Origin of the sequence: Bacillus sp. cl95 (assembly GCF_900115925.1) — a bacterium.
GTDB lineage: Bacteria > Bacillota > Bacilli > Bacillales > Cytobacillaceae > Neobacillus_A.
The window spans coordinates 386,798-403,483 of sequence record NZ_FOYF01000001.1; the positions used below are offsets into that span (position 1 = coordinate 386,798).

At 38.9% G+C, this 16,686-nt stretch carries 20 protein-coding genes; all 20 read right to left on the reverse strand.

The genetic code is table 11. The features are described 5' to 3' along the window. Positions 1-35: 35 nt before the first annotated feature. Entirely contained in the window at positions 36-464 is a 429-nt protein-coding gene (gene fliL, locus BMZ31_RS01935) for a flagellar basal body-associated protein FliL (protein WP_090830037.1), read from the reverse strand. Continuing rightward, positions 451-675 carry a flagellar FlbD family protein gene (locus BMZ31_RS01940; RefSeq protein ID WP_090830038.1) on the reverse strand — a complete coding sequence of 75 codons (225 nt, stop codon included), beginning with the start codon at positions 673-675 and terminating at the stop codon, positions 451-453. Before BMZ31_RS01940 ends, fliL begins: the two co-directional genes overlap by 14 nt. Positions 676-726: 51 nt before the next feature. Then, positions 727-1,527, reverse strand: coding sequence for a flagellar basal body rod protein FlgG (gene flgG / locus BMZ31_RS01945; protein ID WP_090830039.1), 801 nt, complete (start codon positions 1,525-1,527; stop codon positions 727-729). Between the two features lie 74 nt (positions 1,528-1,601). Then, positions 1,602-1,991: a TIGR02530 family flagellar biosynthesis protein gene (locus tag BMZ31_RS01950; protein WP_090830040.1), complete on the reverse strand. Its 390-nt coding sequence runs from the start codon at positions 1,989-1,991 to the stop codon at positions 1,602-1,604. A 17-nt stretch (positions 1,992-2,008) separates the two neighbouring features. Continuing rightward, positions 2,009-2,656 carry a flagellar hook assembly protein FlgD gene (flgD, locus tag BMZ31_RS01955; RefSeq protein WP_254778551.1) on the reverse strand — a complete coding sequence of 216 codons (648 nt, stop codon included), beginning with the start codon at positions 2,654-2,656 and terminating at the stop codon, positions 2,009-2,011. Between the two features lie 3 nt (positions 2,657-2,659). After that, positions 2,660-3,913 (reverse strand): flagellar hook-length control protein FliK, encoded by a 1,254-nt coding sequence (locus BMZ31_RS01960; protein ID WP_090830042.1) that lies wholly within the window; start codon positions 3,911-3,913, stop codon positions 2,660-2,662. An 18-nt stretch (positions 3,914-3,931) separates the two neighbouring features. After that, positions 3,932-4,543 carry a MotE family protein gene (locus BMZ31_RS01965; protein WP_090830043.1) on the reverse strand — a complete coding sequence of 204 codons (612 nt, stop codon included), beginning with the start codon at positions 4,541-4,543 and terminating at the stop codon, positions 3,932-3,934. A 7-nt stretch (positions 4,544-4,550) separates the two neighbouring features. After that, positions 4,551-4,994, reverse strand: a complete 444-nt coding sequence (gene fliJ / locus BMZ31_RS01970; RefSeq protein WP_090830044.1) for a flagellar export protein FliJ — start codon at positions 4,992-4,994, stop codon at positions 4,551-4,553. Between the two features lie 3 nt (positions 4,995-4,997). Beyond that, positions 4,998-6,314: a flagellar protein export ATPase FliI gene (gene fliI / locus BMZ31_RS01975; RefSeq protein ID WP_090830045.1), complete on the reverse strand. Its 1,317-nt coding sequence runs from the start codon at positions 6,312-6,314 to the stop codon at positions 4,998-5,000. Then, positions 6,311-7,090, reverse strand: a complete 780-nt coding sequence (gene fliH, locus BMZ31_RS01980; protein WP_254778552.1) for a flagellar assembly protein FliH — start codon at positions 7,088-7,090, stop codon at positions 6,311-6,313. The genes fliI and fliH overlap by 4 nt, the downstream gene beginning before the upstream one ends. After that, positions 7,071-8,087: a flagellar motor switch protein FliG gene (gene fliG, locus BMZ31_RS01985; protein WP_090830047.1), complete on the reverse strand. Its 1,017-nt coding sequence runs from the start codon at positions 8,085-8,087 to the stop codon at positions 7,071-7,073. Before fliG ends, fliH begins: the two co-directional genes overlap by 20 nt. A gap of 18 nt (positions 8,088-8,105) precedes the next feature. After that, positions 8,106-9,695 (reverse strand): flagellar basal-body MS-ring/collar protein FliF, encoded by a 1,590-nt coding sequence (fliF, locus tag BMZ31_RS01990; protein ID WP_090830048.1) that lies wholly within the window; start codon positions 9,693-9,695, stop codon positions 8,106-8,108. Positions 9,696-9,768: 73 nt separating this feature from the next. Beyond that, positions 9,769-10,083, reverse strand: a complete 315-nt coding sequence (fliE, locus tag BMZ31_RS01995; protein ID WP_090830662.1) for a flagellar hook-basal body complex protein FliE — start codon at positions 10,081-10,083, stop codon at positions 9,769-9,771. A gap of 22 nt (positions 10,084-10,105) precedes the next feature. Next, on the reverse strand, positions 10,106-10,567 hold the full coding sequence (gene flgC / locus BMZ31_RS02000; RefSeq protein ID WP_090830049.1) for a flagellar basal body rod protein FlgC: 462 nt from the start codon (positions 10,565-10,567) through the stop codon (positions 10,106-10,108). A 5-nt stretch (positions 10,568-10,572) separates the two neighbouring features. Next, positions 10,573-10,962, reverse strand: coding sequence for a flagellar basal body rod protein FlgB (gene flgB / locus BMZ31_RS02005; RefSeq protein ID WP_090830050.1), 390 nt, complete (start codon positions 10,960-10,962; stop codon positions 10,573-10,575). A gap of 441 nt (positions 10,963-11,403) precedes the next feature. Then, positions 11,404-12,183: a GTP-sensing pleiotropic transcriptional regulator CodY gene (codY, locus tag BMZ31_RS02010; RefSeq protein WP_090830051.1), complete on the reverse strand. Its 780-nt coding sequence runs from the start codon at positions 12,181-12,183 to the stop codon at positions 11,404-11,406. Positions 12,184-12,249: 66 nt separating this feature from the next. After that, positions 12,250-13,656 (reverse strand): HslU--HslV peptidase ATPase subunit, encoded by a 1,407-nt coding sequence (gene hslU / locus BMZ31_RS02015; RefSeq protein WP_090830052.1) that lies wholly within the window; start codon positions 13,654-13,656, stop codon positions 12,250-12,252. A gap of 18 nt (positions 13,657-13,674) precedes the next feature. Next, the gene (gene hslV, locus BMZ31_RS02020) at positions 13,675-14,217 is read right to left on the reverse strand and encodes an ATP-dependent protease subunit HslV (RefSeq protein ID WP_090830053.1); all 543 of its coding nucleotides are present in this window, start codon (positions 14,215-14,217) and stop codon (positions 13,675-13,677) included. A 47-nt stretch (positions 14,218-14,264) separates the two neighbouring features. Further along, positions 14,265-15,164: a tyrosine recombinase XerC gene (xerC, locus tag BMZ31_RS02025; protein ID WP_254778553.1), complete on the reverse strand. Its 900-nt coding sequence runs from the start codon at positions 15,162-15,164 to the stop codon at positions 14,265-14,267. Between the two features lie 60 nt (positions 15,165-15,224). After that, complete coding sequence (gene trmFO / locus BMZ31_RS02030) at positions 15,225-16,532, reverse strand: FADH(2)-oxidizing methylenetetrahydrofolate--tRNA-(uracil(54)-C(5))-methyltransferase TrmFO (RefSeq protein ID WP_090830054.1); 1,308 nt, start codon at positions 16,530-16,532, stop codon at positions 15,225-15,227. Between the last annotated feature and the right edge of the window lie 154 nt (positions 16,533-16,686).

The window sequence follows — 16,686 nt, forward strand, 5'->3', positions numbered from 1 at the left end:
CCTCCTTGTTTTGGTGCAATCTTGGTTTGAAAGTTTTACTGGAGGAGAGATTCTGTAATATATACCTTCTTAACTTTCCCATCTTGCATCAATTCATTTATATCGGCTTTTAAAGCATTTTCAAGTTGAAGTTTTCCTTCTTTCCCTTGAAGGTCTTCTGCTTTTTTTTCTGATAGCTCTTGAATGATAATATTGCGAACTTGGAATTCTCTTTGTTGCAACTCTTCTTTTGCTTTTTTGCTATCTGTTTCAATTTTAAAAGACATACGGATAAAGTCATCGCTTGCTAAATTCGTTGTTATCGTCGGCACATCAACTGACGATTCAAGAACTTCTTCAATGGATGGTTCTTTGTGTTCAGAATCCCCCATGAATTTCATGACCACAACCAATGCAACAGCTCCTACTAATGTAATCGCCAATAGCATAATAGCCATAATCATTACTAGTTTATTTTTTTTCATCTTCCTTTTCCTCCAAGGGCTGCTTTCCGATTAACGTGATGGATTGATAGAATCCCTTTACCATTCGCAGGACATCATCTTCTTTTTCCCTCACAACATATTTTCGTCCATTTGATAACGTTATAGTTGTATCCGGAAATGACTCAACTGTCTCAATGAAGATGGCGTTAAGGGTGAAAGGATTTCCGTTTAAGCGGGTTACTTTTATCATTTATTTATCATAGGGTTAAAGGCATTCCGCCTTTAACCCTGCCCCTTCCTATTATCGTTTCAGATTCACCAATTCCTGAAGGATTTCATCAGAAGTAGTGATAATACGGGTATTAGCCTGGAAGCCACGCTGTGCAGTAATCATTTCAGTGAATTCCTCTGAAAGATCCACGTTAGACATCTCAAGAGTCCCTGAAACAATTGTTCCAGCACCCGCTGTTCCTGCTACTGCTGTAAGTGGAGCACCAGAGTTGTTCGTTTCACGATATAGATTATTACCAACCTTTTCTAAACCAGCATTGTTGTTAAATCTTGCAATTCCAATTTTAGCTGCCGTACTAGGAGCTCCACCAACAACAATGCTGATGCTTCCATCATTACTTATATTCATGCTTTCGATCGTGTTTACGTTACCGCCATTTAACTGGATTCTATTTTGAGTATCATCCAGCACGAATTCACCAGATCCCGAAACAAGGAAGCCTTCATTATCGAGATAGAAGTTACCAGAACGTGTATAGTAACTCCCTGTATCCTTTTGAACCACAAAATAACCGTCGCCTTGAATACCAAGGTCCAATACGCGTCCTGTAGTTTGTAAGCTCCCTTGCGTATCAACAATGTCAATGGAAGCAAGTTGTGAACCCAGTCCTACTTGTTTTGGGTTAACCCCACCCAATGCTGTTCCAGATGCAGTAGCACCCGAAACGGTCTGACTTACCATGTCTTTAAATGTGACACGACCTTTTTTATATCCGAAAGTGTTTACATTGGCAATGTTGTTACCAATAACATCTAACTTTGTTTGGAAATTCTTCATTCCGCTAATTCCAGAGTACATTGAACGTAACATGTATAATATCTCCTCTCGTATTAAGCTGCTTCAGTCAGTCAGCAACTCGGGCCCCCATCAAAGGTCCAGCCATTTTAGTTATCAAGCAGAATTGTTCCATTAATATTTGTAAATATTTGCGTGTTTGCTTCTTCACGTCCCATTACTGTAATCACCGTCTTATTTTTTGCATTGACGATCATTGCGACATCCGATAGGAGCACAAGTGATTCTTTTATCCCCATCTTGCCAGCTTCTAGTACTTTTTCTTCGATGACCTTCCAACGTTCATCACCAATGTGAATATTACGTTGTATCATCCTCTCTTTTGCATGTTTGGAAACCGTCAGCTTTGCAGTCTCTGCAATAGCTGATTGCAAATGAGCTGAAAAAGGCTTTTGATGCGATTGTTTATGCTGAATTCCCTTTAGGACATTGGTGGTCACAGGCTGAGATGTGATCGGACGAATATCGGATCTTGCCATCCCGCCACTTCCAGTCTTTATTCAATTTTCATGATTTGTGAAGCGGTTATTTTTGTTCCTGCTTCATCATTTAATTGGTATACAGTTTTTCCGTTCTTAAACGAAACAGCTTTCACCGTAGCCGTTATTTCTTCATTTAGAGTGTTGAGATAAGATACGTTTCTGCCAATCAACATAGAGGCTTGCAAGACATGGCTATCAGCAGAGGACTCATTCACCTGTGATATGTTTGCTGGTTCTAGTGTCGTTCCATCTTCTAAAATGAAAGTGACTTGGTTGTTCTTAAATTGAATCGAAGAAACTTGGCCGCTTCCTTGTTGGACTGAAGCGGGGATACTTGGGTCTTCATTTTCAATTAATTTGGTCCAGGAAATTTCCTTTCCTACAAAAGAATTGTAGTTAATCAAGTTATTTTGCTGTTCCATGTTTACCAAGTTTTCAATGGACTTACTCATGTTTGTCATTTGTTCCAACGAAGAAAAAGTGGCCATCTGAGCGATGAAATCTTTGTCTTGCATAGGATTTAGAGGATCCTGATTTTGCAATTGAGTCATCAGGATTCTTAAGAAATCATCTTTCCCCAGAATATCTGAGCCGGTTTTTCTCGTTGAATTTTGTCTGTTGTTTATCAATAAAGAAGAATCAACTGTTTTGACCATGTTCATCACCTATACTTCTGCATTGAGAAGCGCTTCCTCAAAAGTATTGATAAAATCTTCATTATTTGACCGTTGCTTGTCTAGCTCTTCCCTGCGATCATTCTGATCGGGTTGTTCTTGAGAATTTGTTTGTTCTCTGTAGAACGAACGCTCTTGTTGTGTCATTTGTTGTGAAATTTCCACACGATCCATTTGAATATTCTGAGCTGCAAATGCCTGTTTCAAGCTGTGCAGTTGATTTTCTAGAGTCTCTTTCGCTGCTCCAGTCGTGGTCAATATTCTAGCTATCATCAATTGGTCTTTTTGAATTAATTCAATTCTTAACGAACCTAAATGCTCTGGATTCAAGTTAATGAATAACCTCTGTGATCCACCTGTTTTCAGAAAAGAGCTTCTGGAGAGAATTGATTCAAATTGTTGCATAAGCTGTTCGCCTGAGATTTGACGACGGCCGCCATCGAGCATTAATGTTAATTGTTCCGTTTTTGAAAAATGCTGCGGCAAGATATTCATCTGGTGAAAACCATCCAGCTTATTAATAAGATTTTTTACAGACTCTTTGTCGTTTACTTTTGAAGCAGAATTATTCAATTCAGCAGCCAATGGCATTACGGTCTTTTGCAAGTAATCAAACTTGACTTGGCTTCCCTTGTCTGTCAGAAGTCTTTCAAGCTTTTCATTCAGCTGCTTTAAGGTGTCTGAGAGTTTGGTCTCACGATTAAAGCTTTCTTGATTAGCCGAAAGCAGTTCATAAAGTTTGACTGCCTTAATCATTGTTTCGGCATCTTTCATATATTTTTGCAATTCATTCTTCGGTAAAGTTAACAGACTGGACATTAAGAGCTCCAACTGGGCAATTTCGTCTTTTTTTCCATCTTCGGTCTCAGTCAAAGACTGTGGCATTAGCTCTCCTAATTTACCTAACAATTGGGTCCATTCAGATTCGTCTACGCCCAATAAATCTTTAACCATACTCATAATATCTAACTCAGGATTGGACAAAACTTGGTCAAGCATTTCTTTTCCACCTTCGAGTTCAAGCACATCCAACGTTTTCATGAATTCGAGAAGCTTTTTTAGGTCTGCATCAGAGAAATTAGCTGACGCTGATTCTTGTCCATTGACGTTTTGAGTTGATTGAGCTGTCGACATGGTATTAACGAATAGTTGAAAGAAACCTTTTTTCGAAGTTGAATTGGTTGAGTTCACATTTTGTACAGGCGTTGCATTAGCCTGGGGCATGTTCTTCACGCCGATTTCCACATATTCACCTCCTTTTAATTAAGGGATATCTACTTGGTCTTGGGATTCATTCGTCATTAATTGCGTGTATTTCGCAGCTTGGTCAGGTTCCATATTCTCCATAATGCTAGCAAGCGTTTCCGCACTGACATTAGTAAGGATTTTCAACGCTTCCTCATCCTTCATTTGAGTGATGATTGGAGCCGCCTTTTTAGCTGAAAGTGTCTCGTATGTTCGAACAATGTCCTTGAATGCTCGTTTATTTTCCTCTTGAATAGCGTTTAAGTCATCAATTTCTTGTAATAATCTATCTCTTTCAAGGCGAGCTTTTTCAATATCTTTATCTTTGTTTTCCAACTTCGATTGCAATTGTTCAATCTTTGCTTCTCTGTCTTTTATTTGTCCTTCCAAATCAATTCGTTCCTTTTCGAATTCTGCTAAAGCTTTTTGTTCATCTTGATCAAATAGCCCACCGATTAAAGGAATCTTAGCACCATGTTCTTTTGCTACATCAAATACGTTGATACCTGCTACAGTAGTAACGATAAGGGTAACGACAATTGCAAACATAATGGGAATTAAAATTACGAGCAAAAACCATTGAATAGGACTTTGTCTATTTTCATCTTTGTCTTGGAATCCGTTTTCCATATTTCACCTAACTTTCCCGATTCATGTATTGCTGAATCGAGATATCATCCATCTGCTTTCCTTCTAGCAGCTTGATGTCATCCTTGAAGATTTGAAAGTCTTTCTCTTTGATTTTTTCAAATTTCTTCACTTCGACATTCTTTTCCATCAATTTTTCTTGAAAAAAAGTCATTCGATTACGAGCATTCATTACCATCTTTTGATAATGTTCAATCGTTTTGTCAATATTAACGATGAATTGCTGGTAATGTCTTATCTCCATGACTGGTAACCCTGCCACAAGCTTGTCCGATTGATATGTTTCAAGATCTTCTTTTTTCTTCATAAATTCGTATAGCTTTTCTGCTGCTTCCTCAAATTTCTTAACAGCATCGTTATATACAGATAAGGCTTCATCTTTTTCTTTAGCTTTTATATGAAGAATCTTGTCAAATTTGAATTGATAACCCACGAATTATTCCCCTTTTTCAATCAGTTGCATCAATTGATTGACACTTTCTTCAATTGAAATCTTCTCATTTGTACTTTGTTTCAAAAATGAAATGATTTTCGGATATAGTCGTAAGGCTTCATCAATTTCTAAGGATGAACCTTTTTTATATGCTCCAATATTGATTAGGTCTTCGGAATTGATATAAATAGAAAGCAATTCCCTTAATCGCTCTGCTGCCTTGACCTGCTCGGGAGAAACAATGTGATTCATAATTCTACTCACGCTCTTCAGAATATTCACGGCAGGATACTGGCCCTTATTAGCAAGGGAACGGTCCATTACGAAATGTCCATCTAAAATTCCTCTTACGGTATCCGCAATCGGCTCATTCATGTCATCCCCATCAACCAAAACCGTATAGAAACCAGTAATACTACCATTTTGATTTGTACCGGTCCTTTCGAGAAGTTTGGGCAAGACTGCGAAGACAGATGGTGTATACCCCTTAGTAGTAGGGGGTTCACCTATCGCTAGCCCCACTTCTCGTTGTGCCATGGCAACACGGGTAACAGAATCCATCATCATCATGACATTCAGTCCTTTGTCGCGAAAATATTCCGCAATCGCTGTTGCCGTAAATGCGCCTTTTATCCTCATAAGGGCAGGTTGGTCAGAAGTGGCAACCACGACGATTGAACGCTTGAGTCCTTCTTCCCCAAGATCACGTTCAATAAATTCCCTTACTTCCCTGCCACGCTCCCCAATCAAAGCAATGACATTGAGATCTGCTTTTGTATTACGGGCAATCATTCCCAGTAATGTACTCTTTCCCACGCCACTTCCTGCAAATATTCCGACTCGTTGACCATTCCCAACTGTTAATAAGCTGTCGATCATTCTTACGCCTACTTCGATGGATTCATCAATCGGAGGTCTTTGCATTGGATTTGGTGGTGCTTGCTCAGTTGGAACAGAAGCAAGTCCTTTGGGAAGCATAGAACCATTGAGTGGCTGTCCTAAGGAATCGATTACCGCACCGATGAGTCCTGAACCTACCTTTACTTCTAGTGGCTTCAATGTGGCTTCCACCAAACTTCCAGGTGATATATCGCTAACCGTAGTGTATGGCATTAAGACAACATTCTCATCTCGGAATCCAACCACTTCGGCTTGTATTTTTCTCTTTGTCTTATTGCCCACGTAAATATAGCAGACATCGCCAACGGAGCTTTCCGGACCTTGAGACTCAATCATTAAACCGACTACTCTCTTTACTCTTCCATACCGTTTAAATGTATCGAGTTGATCCAGTTCATCGATTAGGTCTACGGCCCTCATGACTGTTCACTCTCCAGTAATTCTAGTAGCCGCCTTTTAATTTCTGCGAGTTGCACGTCTACGCTTGCGTCAATCCTTCCGCTTGCTGATTCGATTATGCAACTGTCTTCTAATAATGCATCATCAGGATAAATATAAAGATCTGTTTCTCTAGGAAATAGCGCACTCAACTCTTCTTTTTGGGATAAAAGGAAACCGTAATGAATCGGGTTAATATGCAATTGGATTTCTGAATGCTCTTTCGCTTCTTTAAGAGCCCTTTTAACGATGGAGATAAATTGTTCAGAATCTCCTTTTACCATTTTCCCAAGAATTTTCTCTGCAGCTTTCATGGCAAGGTCGACGATTGTCTTTTCTGAGGCTTCTATATGAGCTATATAATCTTGTTTGGATGTCTCAACTACTTCACGAGCATGAAGGATTGTTTCCTGATACTCACTGTATCCTTTTTCACGACCTTCATTCAGACCTTTGTCATAGCCTTCAAGTCTAGCTCTTTCAGCCATTTCCAATTTTTCTTGCTCCCATGTTTCTGCTTCACTGTCGATTTTCTCCCGCATGGATTGGGCATGGACACGCGCTTCTTCAAGAATCAATTCAGCTTCGTGTTTAGCTTTTTCAATTATTTCTTGTTTTTCGTCTTCGCTATGAATAAAAAGCGGTGTCTGAATTTCTTCCCGAGAAGGTTCCATAACTTTAATAGAAATTACTTTTTTCTCAGTATCCTCTTGCTTGGTCCAGTGTGACTTTATGACTTTAGACAATGATGTCGTCACCTCCGCCGCGGGCTACAACAATTTCTCCTGCTTCCTCAAGTCGGCGTATGATTGTAACAATACGAGTCTGAGCTTCTTCGACGTCCCTTAGACGGACAGGACCCATATATTCCATTTCTTCTTTGAAGGATTCGACCATTCGTTTAGACATATTTTTATAAACGATTTCCCTCACTTCTTCGCTAGATACTTTAAGCGCAAGCATTAAGTCTTCGTTCTCGCAATCGCGGATTACGCGCTGAATGGCTCTACTATCAAGAGTGACAATATCCTCGAATACGAACATCCTTTTCTTGATTTCTTCAGCAAGCTCTGGGTCTTGTATTTCAAGCGCATCAAGAATTGTTCGTTCAGTAGCTCTGTCGACTCCAGTGAGCACCTCAACGACTGCTTCAATGCCGCCCGTTTGCGTGTAATCCTGTGTGACAGTCGAGGAAAGCTTTCTTTCCAATATTTGTTCCACTTCATTTATAATTTCAGGAGAAGTACTATCCATGACGGCTATTCTTCGTGCTATATCCGCCTGCATTTCCTGTGGTAATTCAGATAATATTTGACCAGCCTGGGTTGAATCCAGATAGGATAATATGAGCGCAATCGTTTGCGGATGTTCATTTTGGATAAAATTAAGAATTTGCGCTGGATCCGCTTTTCTTGCAAAATCAAATGGCCTCACTTGCAGTGAAGAGGTTAATCTGTTTATTATCACAGATGCCTGGTCAGCTCCCAATGCTTTTTCTAGGACGGTCTTTGCATACCCAATTCCGCCTTGAGATATATAATCTTGTGCAAGTGCTATTTGATGAAATTCTTCAAGAATTTCTTCTTTCGCAGTTGACTCCACTTTTTTCACACCCGAGATTTCTAAAGTTAGTTTTTCAATTTCTTCTTCACTAAGATGCTTGTAGACAGAAGCAGATACATCCGGACCAAGAGAGATAAGGAGAATGGCCGCCTTTTGTTTCCCCGATAATTCTTTTTGTTCTTTTCTTGCCATTTTCTGTTCCTCCTAGCCCTAATCTTCTGCAATCCATGTCCGGAGAAGCTTTGCAAAATCTTCCGGCTTTTCTTTTGCCATTTTTTCGAGTTGCTTCTTTCGTAAGCTATTTTCTGTTTCTTTCTCATCATTAACATCAGGAATGAATAATGGTTCTGCTAATTCTTCTTCCATTTCATCTTCTTCCTTACGTTTTCTGCGAGCTCTCATAAACAGGAATAACAATAGTGCTATGATGGCAATCAATACTCCCCCAACCACATAGACCCAAACTGGAATCTTCTCTTCCGTCTCACTTGGGAAAGTCACTTTGCCTTTGAATGGCTGTACAGAGACTACGATTTTATCTTGAATCGCCTCATCAGATAAGTTTTCTTCGGCAGAATTCTTATCTATAGTCGTTCGAACAATGGCTGAAAGAATTTTTGTTATATCGTCTACCCTTTCTTGCGGAAGGGTATTAGGATCATCCGGTGTCGGTGGTTCAACCATCACTTGAATACCTAAATCTCTTACTTTGTATGGGCTTTCGACAATTTGCTTACGGATACGGTTAACTTCATTGTTAATCGTCTCTTCCACTTTTTCATAATCCCCATTACTTTCTCCAGTTGTCTCCGTGTAATTGGCAATTTCATTCTCACCAGCTCCTGTTACACCACCAGGAGCAGCCCCCTTACCAGAGAATGTTTCTGTTACCCTTTGCACACTAATTTCGAGACCTTTCATGTTTTCTTCGTCAACAGGAGAAACGATGTTTTCTTCTCTATTCTCCTGTGTAAAGTCAAGGTCAGCTGTGACCGTTGCAATTACTTTGTCTTGACCCATCATTGTACCAAGCATGTTTTGAACTTGGCGCTGAACGTCTCTTTCAATTTGTTTCTTTATTTCATGTTGAGTCGTAAATGAGTTACCTGCGATTGAATTTTCTTTTTCATTTAAATCAAAATACTCAAACATTTGATTCATGATGACGATATTATCAGTGGGTAGGTTGGGCACACTTTTTGAAACCAAATGATATAGAGAACGGATTTGTTCTTCTTTGAATTGATATCCTGGCTTTGTATGAAGAACGATAGACGCTGATGCTGCGTCGTCCTTATCATTAACGAAGATACTTTGCTCAGGAAGGTTAATCATGACTTTTGCATCTTGAACCCCTTCAATTCCCTTCATTAAATCCGCTAATTCTGTTTGCATAGCATCAAGCTTTAACACGTTAAATTCATTTTCAGTCATACCAATTCCGGCATTTTGACTAAAAAATGAGTAATCAATATTCCCTGATTTCGGAATTCCTTCGGCTGCTAATTCAACCTTCAACGTATCAACCGTATCCTCTGGAACCATTATCGTGGTACCACCATCAGCAATTTGTGAACTAACCCCTCTGGCATCCAGACTCTCTTTAATGGAACCTGTTTCAGATGGGGTTAAGTTGCTATATAAAGGGACTAAGGTTGTTTTGGTGGCGAAGAACGCTGCAACCGCTATAACTATAACGAATGAAACAGCTGATGCAGCATAAATGCCTTTTTGCTTCTTTGTGCGGCTGCCCCAAAAGTTTTTCATTTTATTTAAATAATTTCGTACAGTTTCATTCATCGCTATCCCCCGGCTTTTTCTGTCTACTGTCTGGGCAGCTACTTTTTTTGTTCAAGCTAACAGCCTTTTTGTTTTAAACTTGCATTCTCATCATTTCTTGATATGCCTCAATGGCCTTGTTTCGGATTTCCATCGTTGCTTGTAAAGTAATACTTGCTTTTTGTGAAGCAATCATAACTTGATGCAAATCTATATTTTCACCTTTGGCTAATTTTTCTGTCAATCGGTCAGATTGAATTTGCGTTTCATTTAGTTCGTTCAAAGAATTTTTTAATACGGTCGCAAAACTTCTTTGAGCTTCGAATGGTGTTTGTGTAGGTGTATTGATTTTTGTATTTTCAGCTGATGCGAATACTTGGCTTACTGATGGGAAAGATACGTTATTCATCATTGAATTGTCTCCTTAATCCTTACTTCCCGATTTCTAACGCTTTCATTAACATACTTTTTGAAGCATTCATAACGGTTACGTTTGCTTCATAAGATCTTGTCGCACTCATGAGATCAACCATTTCTCTTAATGGATCAACATTAGGCATTTGGACAAATCCATCCGCATTTGCATCAGGATGTTCGGGATCGAATACCATTTTGAATGGTGTCTTGTTGTCCTCTTTTATGGCTGAGACTTTTACTCCATTCCCAACGGCTGAGTTAACTCTTCCACCTTTAGCCATTTGAAGAAAAGAAGAAAAGGAACCTTCCCTTGGTTCCATTACAACCGTTTTCCTGCTGTAAGGCTGCCACTCACCATTAACGATTTTCCCACGTGTTGTATCCACATTTGCCATATTGGAAGAAATAACATCCATTCTAAGACGCTGCGCTGTCAAGGCAGAAGCTGATGTATTAATGCTATGAAATATTGACATTGATATTATTTCCCTCCTCTAATGACATTATTAAGAGTAGAAAATTTGCCATTCATTCTTTCAATCATCGCATTATAATAGATCTGATTTGTTGCCAGTTCAGACATTTCTTTATCTAAATCGACGCTATTGCCATTGTGCTGATATTGGACATCTTTTCTATTAATGATGGCAGAGCTTGTTCCGCCTTTAAATTCAAAATGTCGATAGTCTGTTCTATTTGCATGCAGCGATGAATTCACTGCATCTTTGTATATGGACTTAAAACTAACGTCTTTAGCCTTGTAGTTTGGTGTATCCACGTTGGCAATGTTTTGCGAAATGACCTTTTGCTTTGTTGATGAATAGTTCAGGGCATTTTCAATTGTTGTCATTGTGTTTGAAAATAACTTCAAAGGTGCACCTCATTCCGATTGTCAGAAAATGATTCTTTTTGCAGAAAATTCTCGATTATATCAATCTATTTATTATTGTAATGAAAGTGTAATAAACTGTCCCTAACCCTAAAGTCTTATTTTTTTACTATATTTTGCCAATGAGTAGGGCGTTTGCTTGATTTTTTATCCTTAATTTTCTTTATATACTAATTATTTTAGAAAAACAAGAAATTTCTCGAAACTTGTCGAATATATCTTCGTTCATCTTATTACATATTTGTTACATTGCATTGTGAAGAAAGAACTATTTTATACTATCCAATTTTTGTAAGTGTATCACATTCGAATTCTTGATGTTCATTGCAACGCAACACAAAAAACCCCACCAGGAAGATTTATTATCTCCTGATGGGGTTCTAATATAAGAAGTAAATGATGTTAACTTCTTGTATAGATTTATTAGTTGGATCTTAACTTATCTAATTCCATTAAGAACTTGTCGTTAAGAACTTTGATGTAAGTTCCTTTCATCCCTAATGAACGGGATTCAATGACACCAGCACTTTCGAGCTTTCTCAAAGCATTTACAATAACTGAACGAGTAATGCCTACGCGGTCAGCGATCTTAGATGCAACAAGTAAACCTTCCTTGCCATTTAGCTCTTCAAAAATATGCTCAATTGCTTCAAGTTCACTATATGATAATGAACTGATAGCCATTTGAACAACCGCTTTGCTACGCGCTTCTTCTTCAATTTCTTCTGCTTTTTCTCTTAAAATTTCCATTCCTACTACCGTTGCACCATATTCTCCAAGAATTAAATCATCATCATGGAATTTTTCATGAATACGAGCAAGAATAAGTGTACCTAAACGCTCACCGCCACCAATGATTGGTACGATAGTTGTCAAACCTTCTCTGAATAGGTCTCTGTTTTCAACCGGGAAAGCAGTGTGCTCAGATTCCACATCAAGGTTTGATGAAGTTTCTTGAATTTGGAACAAATTCTTTGTGTACTCTTCAGGAAATTGACGCTCTTCAAGCATATTTTTCATACGCTCGTTTTCAATTTGCTGATTAATCGAAAAGCCAAGTAATTTTCCACGACGGCTAACGACGAATACATTTGCTTCAATAACATCGCTCAATGTATCAGACATTTCCTTGAAGTTTACAGGCTTTCCTGCAGCCTTTTGAAGTAAGGCATTAATCTTTCTAGTCTTTGATAATAAATCCATTTGTTTCTTCCTCCTATTATCTAACACAAACCCTATTTTGATTATTAGTATGATGTTTCATTCTCATTAAAGAATGAATTGGCTTAAGTCTTTATTTCGTGAGATCGCACCAAGTTTTTCTTCCACATATTGTGGAGTGATCTTAATGCTTTCAAGATTAATGTCCGGAGCTTCAAAGGATAAATCCTCTAAAAGTTTCTCAAGAATGGTATGAAGTCGTCTAGCACCGATATTATCAGTATTTTGATTTACTTCAAAAGCAACTTCAGCTATCTTACGAATAGCATCGTCAGAAAATTCAATTTGTATACCTTCCGTTTCCAATAAAGCCTGATATTGTTTTATTAGGGCGTTATCTGGTTCAACAAGAATTCGGAAAAAGTCATCTACCGTTAGCTTAGTTAACTCTACACGAATCGGGAATCGCCCTTGCAATTCAGGGATTAAATCCGAAGGCTTCGCCATGTGAAACGCACCGGCTGCGATGAACAAGATGTGATCCGTCTTCACAGAACCGTACTTCGTTACAACCGTTGACCCTTCAACAACTGGAAGGATATCTCTTTGAACACCTTCGCGGGAAACATCTGCTGAAGATCCGCCAGCATTTTTGCTGGCAATCTTATCAATCTCGTCAATAAAGATAATACCCGTTTGTTCTGCACGAAAAACCGCTTCTTGTGTCACTTCGTCCATATCAATCAATTTCTGAGCTTCTTCATTGGTTAAAACGGTTCTAGCTTCTCTTACTGTAAGCTTACGTTTCTTACGACGTTTAGGCATAAAACTACTTAATGCATCTTGCATGTTCATGCCCATTTGCTCCATACCTGAGCCTTGTAGCATGTCGAACATAGATGGTTGCTGCTCATCCACTTCAACTGTTACGACTTGGTCTTCGAGCTCTCCCAATGCAAGTTTTTCCTTCACAATCTTACGTTTCTCGTTTTCATTGAAATCATCGTGAGAACTCGTTTCTGTTTCTGCCTGATGACCTCCTCCTCCAAAAAGCATTTCTAAAGGATTTTTGTAGGAAGTAGATTTTTTTTGAGATGGTACGAGCAAATCAATTAAACGATGATTTGCGTTTTCTTCAGCACGCTCTTTCACACTAAGCATTTTTTCTTCTTTTACAAGTCTTACTGCTGTTTCTGCTAAATCTCTTACCATTGATTCAACATCACGGCCAACATATCCGACCTCAGTAAATTTCGTTGCCTCCACTTTAATAAATGGAGCACTAACAAGTTTGGCCATTCTACGTGCAATTTCGGTTTTTCCGACTCCTGTAGGGCCAATCATTAGGATATTTTTCGGAATAATTTCATCACGTAATTTACCGTCCAGTAAACTTCTTCTGTATCGGTTTCTTAGGGCAACTGCGACCGCCTTCTTCGCATCCTTCTGTCCTACAATATATTGGTCAAGCTTATCTACAATCTGGCGGGGCGTTAAATTCGTCATTTTACTCATGAATCAGGCTCCTTCCCGTTATAGCTCTTCCACAATAATATTTTCATTTGTATAAACACAGATTTCAGCAGCCACATCTAATGCAGCTTTTGCAATTTCCTTAGCAGACAAATGTTCACCTGCAAACTTCTTCAAAGATCGTCCAGCAGCCAGGGCGTAATTCCCTCCTGAGCCGATAGCCAATATCCCATCATCAGGTTCGATCACTTCACCTGTTCCAGATACTAACAGAATGTGTTCTTCGTTCATAACAATCAGCATTGCCTCAAGACGTCTCAATACTTTATCACTGCGCCATTGCTTGGCAAGTTCTACAGCTGCCCTTTGAAGATTTCCGTTGTACTCTTCCAGTTTACCTTCAAACATTTCAAATAAAGTGAAGGCATCTGCAACAGATCCAGCAAAACCAGCTAAGACTTTACCATTAAATATTTTTCTGACTTTTTTTGCAGTGTGTTTCATCACTACCGCGTTACCAAAAGTGACTTGACCATCACCTGACATCGCGCATTCCCCTTTATGATGAACCGCAAAAATCGTCGTTGCATGAAATTGTGACATGATTAGTATCCTCCTTTAGGAGTTAATGGTTGGACCAGCCATCATCATTAAGCTCTCGGATGATGGGTCATATAAGTTTTTCGCAAATAGTCATTCGTTACATGTGTATAAACTTGTGTAGATGATAAAAATGCGTGTCCTAGCAATTCCTGAACAGTCCTCATATCGGCACCATTATTAAGAAGATGTGTTGCAAAAGTATGCCTTAGCATATGCGGATGGATTTTACCATTCAAGGTTGATTTCTTGATCATCCCATCTAAAATGGTTCTTACCCCTCTAACAGTCAGCGGTCCGCCCCGATGATTAACAAACAGAGTATCGTGCTGTTCCTTGCCTTCTAGAAGCTTCTGTCTGCCATTGTTTATGTAATGTTCAAGCGAGTCACTTGCAAAGCTACCAAAGGGTACATATCTTTCCTTGTTTCCTTTGCCATGAACAAGTATGGTCGATAGAAAAAAGTCCAAATCTTTAAGCCTAATGCTGCAGCATTCACTAACACGAATGCCAGTCGCGTATAGGAGTTCCAGCAAGGCTTTATTTCTTTGTCCGAGAGGCGTTTCCGTCTCACAAGATTCAAAGAGCTGTTGGAGTTCATCTTCGTAGAAGAACTCTGGCAGCCGCTTTTCCGCTTTGGGCATGGTAACAAGTGCAAATGGATTATCTTCAATTAGCTTCTCTCTGAGCATAAACTTATAAAAACTTCTCAAACAGGAAATTTTCTTGGCGACTGTCTTTCTTGCAAGCTTTCTTTCATATAAGAAAGTAAGATAGAGCCTTGCATCGGTGTATTGAACATCCTCAAAATGAGCAATGTTTTGTTCCACCATGAATTTAGCAAAATCACTAATATCATAATGATAATGTTCAACTGTATATTGTGAGTAGTTTTTTTCTATTTGTAAATATTCTATAAACAATTTTAATGAAACGTTCACATTCTCCAATCATACCACCCCACAAAGCTACTAAATATTATCACAATTGAATATGGCTTGCAAGGATATTTACAAACTTTTCGCAAAGTTCTGAATTGTTTCTAATGCTCTGCTAGCATGTGCTGCATAACGATCTGCTTTCGCTTTAATCTTAACAGGTAATTCAGGGAATAATCCGAAGTTTGCATTCATAGGTTGAAAATTCTTAGAGTTGGCATTTGTGATATATTTCGCCATACTTCCCATTGCTGTTTCAGCTGGGAATTCAGCAGGCTTTTCCCCTAATACAAGACGAGCAGCGTTGATCCCCGCAATTAATCCACTTGCTGCAGATTCTACATATCCTTCTACACCAGTCATCTGTCCAGCAAAGAATAAATCTTCACGATTACCGAATTGGTATGTTGGCATAAGTACTTTTGGAGAGTTTATGAAAGTATTTCTGTGCATAACACCGTAGCGAATAATTTCTGCGTTTTCCAAGCCAGGAATTAAGCGAATGACTTCTTTTTGAGCTCCCCATTTAAGGTGAGTTTGAAAACCTACAATATTATAAAGTGTTCCTGCAGCATCGTCCTGGCGCAACTGAACTACGGCGAAAGGTCGCTTGCCTGTACGAGGATCTTCAAGTCCAACCGGTTTCATTGGTCCGAAAAGCATCGTTTTCTTTCCACGTTGACCCATTACTTCAATTGGCATACAGCCTTCAAAATAGATTTCCTTTTCAAATTCTTTTAATGGAACCGTTTCTGCTGAAACAAGCGCCTGATAGAACACTTCGAATTCTTCCTCTGTCATTGGACAGTTTAAGTAAGCAGCTTCCCCTTTATCATAACGAGATTTCAAATAAACCTTGTCCATATTGATGCTGTCTTTTTCAAGAATCGGTGCAGCTGCATCATAGAAATACAAATAATCCTCGCCTGTTAACTCTTTCAATTGTGCAGCAAGTGCTGGACTTGTTAACGGTCCTGTTGCAATAATGGTAATCCCCTCAGGAATTTCAGTAACTTCTTCATTGACAACAGTAACGTTTTCATGGTTTTTTACTTTATCTGTTACAGCAGCAGCAAATTCGTGTCTATCTACAGCAAGCGCACCGCCGGCAGGTACAGAGCATTCATCAGCTGAAAGAATAATGACAGAATCTAACAGACGCATTTCTTCTTTTAATACTCCAACTGCGTTTGTAAGTGTATTTGCCCTTAATGAATTACTGCAAACCAATTCTGCAAATTTATCTGTATGATGAGCGGGTGTCTGTTTTACCGGTCTCATTTCATATAGTCTTACTTTTATGCCTCTTTTCGCTAGTTGCCATGCTGCTTCACTTCCGGCAAGACCTGCACCGATTACATTTACTGTTACATTACTCATTTTGTTACCTCCACTATGCTACCTTTTATTCTTCAATCTATATATTTACCATCATTCATTTCCATCTTACAGTTAACAATACGAAAACTTCAGAAAAAAGTTTCGTATATTACAAATTTCGACAAAACGAAAAAAGAGCAAGACTTCTCTTTTG

What these genes read in the sequence shown, in the direction of transcription:
- hslV (WP_090830053.1), bottom strand. Translation starts at nt 14,217, where the DNA reads ATGTCACAATTTCATGCAACGACGATTTTTGCGGTTCATCATAAAGGG.
- BMZ31_RS01940 (WP_090830038.1), bottom strand. Translation starts at nt 675, where the DNA reads ATGATAAAAGTAACCCGCTTAAACGGAAATCCTTTCACCCTTAACGCC.
- BMZ31_RS01950 (WP_090830040.1), bottom strand. Translation starts at nt 1,991, where the DNA reads ATGGCAAGATCCGATATTCGTCCGATCACATCTCAGCCTGTGACCACC.
- flgC (WP_090830049.1), bottom strand. Translation starts at nt 10,567, where the DNA reads ATGTCAATATTTCATAGCATTAATACATCAGCTTCTGCCTTGACAGCG.
- codY (WP_090830051.1), bottom strand. Translation starts at nt 12,183, where the DNA reads ATGGATTTATTATCAAAGACTAGAAAGATTAATGCCTTACTTCAAAAG.
- flgG (WP_090830039.1), bottom strand. Translation starts at nt 1,527, where the DNA reads ATGTTACGTTCAATGTACTCTGGAATTAGCGGAATGAAGAATTTCCAA.
- fliG (WP_090830047.1), bottom strand. Translation starts at nt 8,087, where the DNA reads ATGGCAAGAAAAGAACAAAAAGAATTATCGGGGAAACAAAAGGCGGCC.
- fliF (WP_090830048.1), bottom strand. Translation starts at nt 9,695, where the DNA reads ATGAATGAAACTGTACGAAATTATTTAAATAAAATGAAAAACTTTTGG.
- trmFO (WP_090830054.1), bottom strand. Translation starts at nt 16,532, where the DNA reads ATGAGTAATGTAACAGTAAATGTAATCGGTGCAGGTCTTGCCGGAAGT.
- fliE (WP_090830662.1), bottom strand. Translation starts at nt 10,083, where the DNA reads ATGAATAACGTATCTTTCCCATCAGTAAGCCAAGTATTCGCATCAGCT.
- hslU (WP_090830052.1), bottom strand. Translation starts at nt 13,656, where the DNA reads ATGAGTAAAATGACGAATTTAACGCCCCGCCAGATTGTAGATAAGCTT.
- fliL (WP_090830037.1), bottom strand. Translation starts at nt 464, where the DNA reads ATGAAAAAAAATAAACTAGTAATGATTATGGCTATTATGCTATTGGCG.
- fliI (WP_090830045.1), bottom strand. Translation starts at nt 6,314, where the DNA reads ATGAGGGCCGTAGACCTAATCGATGAACTGGATCAACTCGATACATTT.
- BMZ31_RS01965 (WP_090830043.1), bottom strand. Translation starts at nt 4,543, where the DNA reads ATGGAAAACGGATTCCAAGACAAAGATGAAAATAGACAAAGTCCTATT.
- flgD (WP_254778551.1), bottom strand. Translation starts at nt 2,656, where the DNA reads ATGAACATGGTCAAAACAGTTGATTCTTCTTTATTGATAAACAACAGA.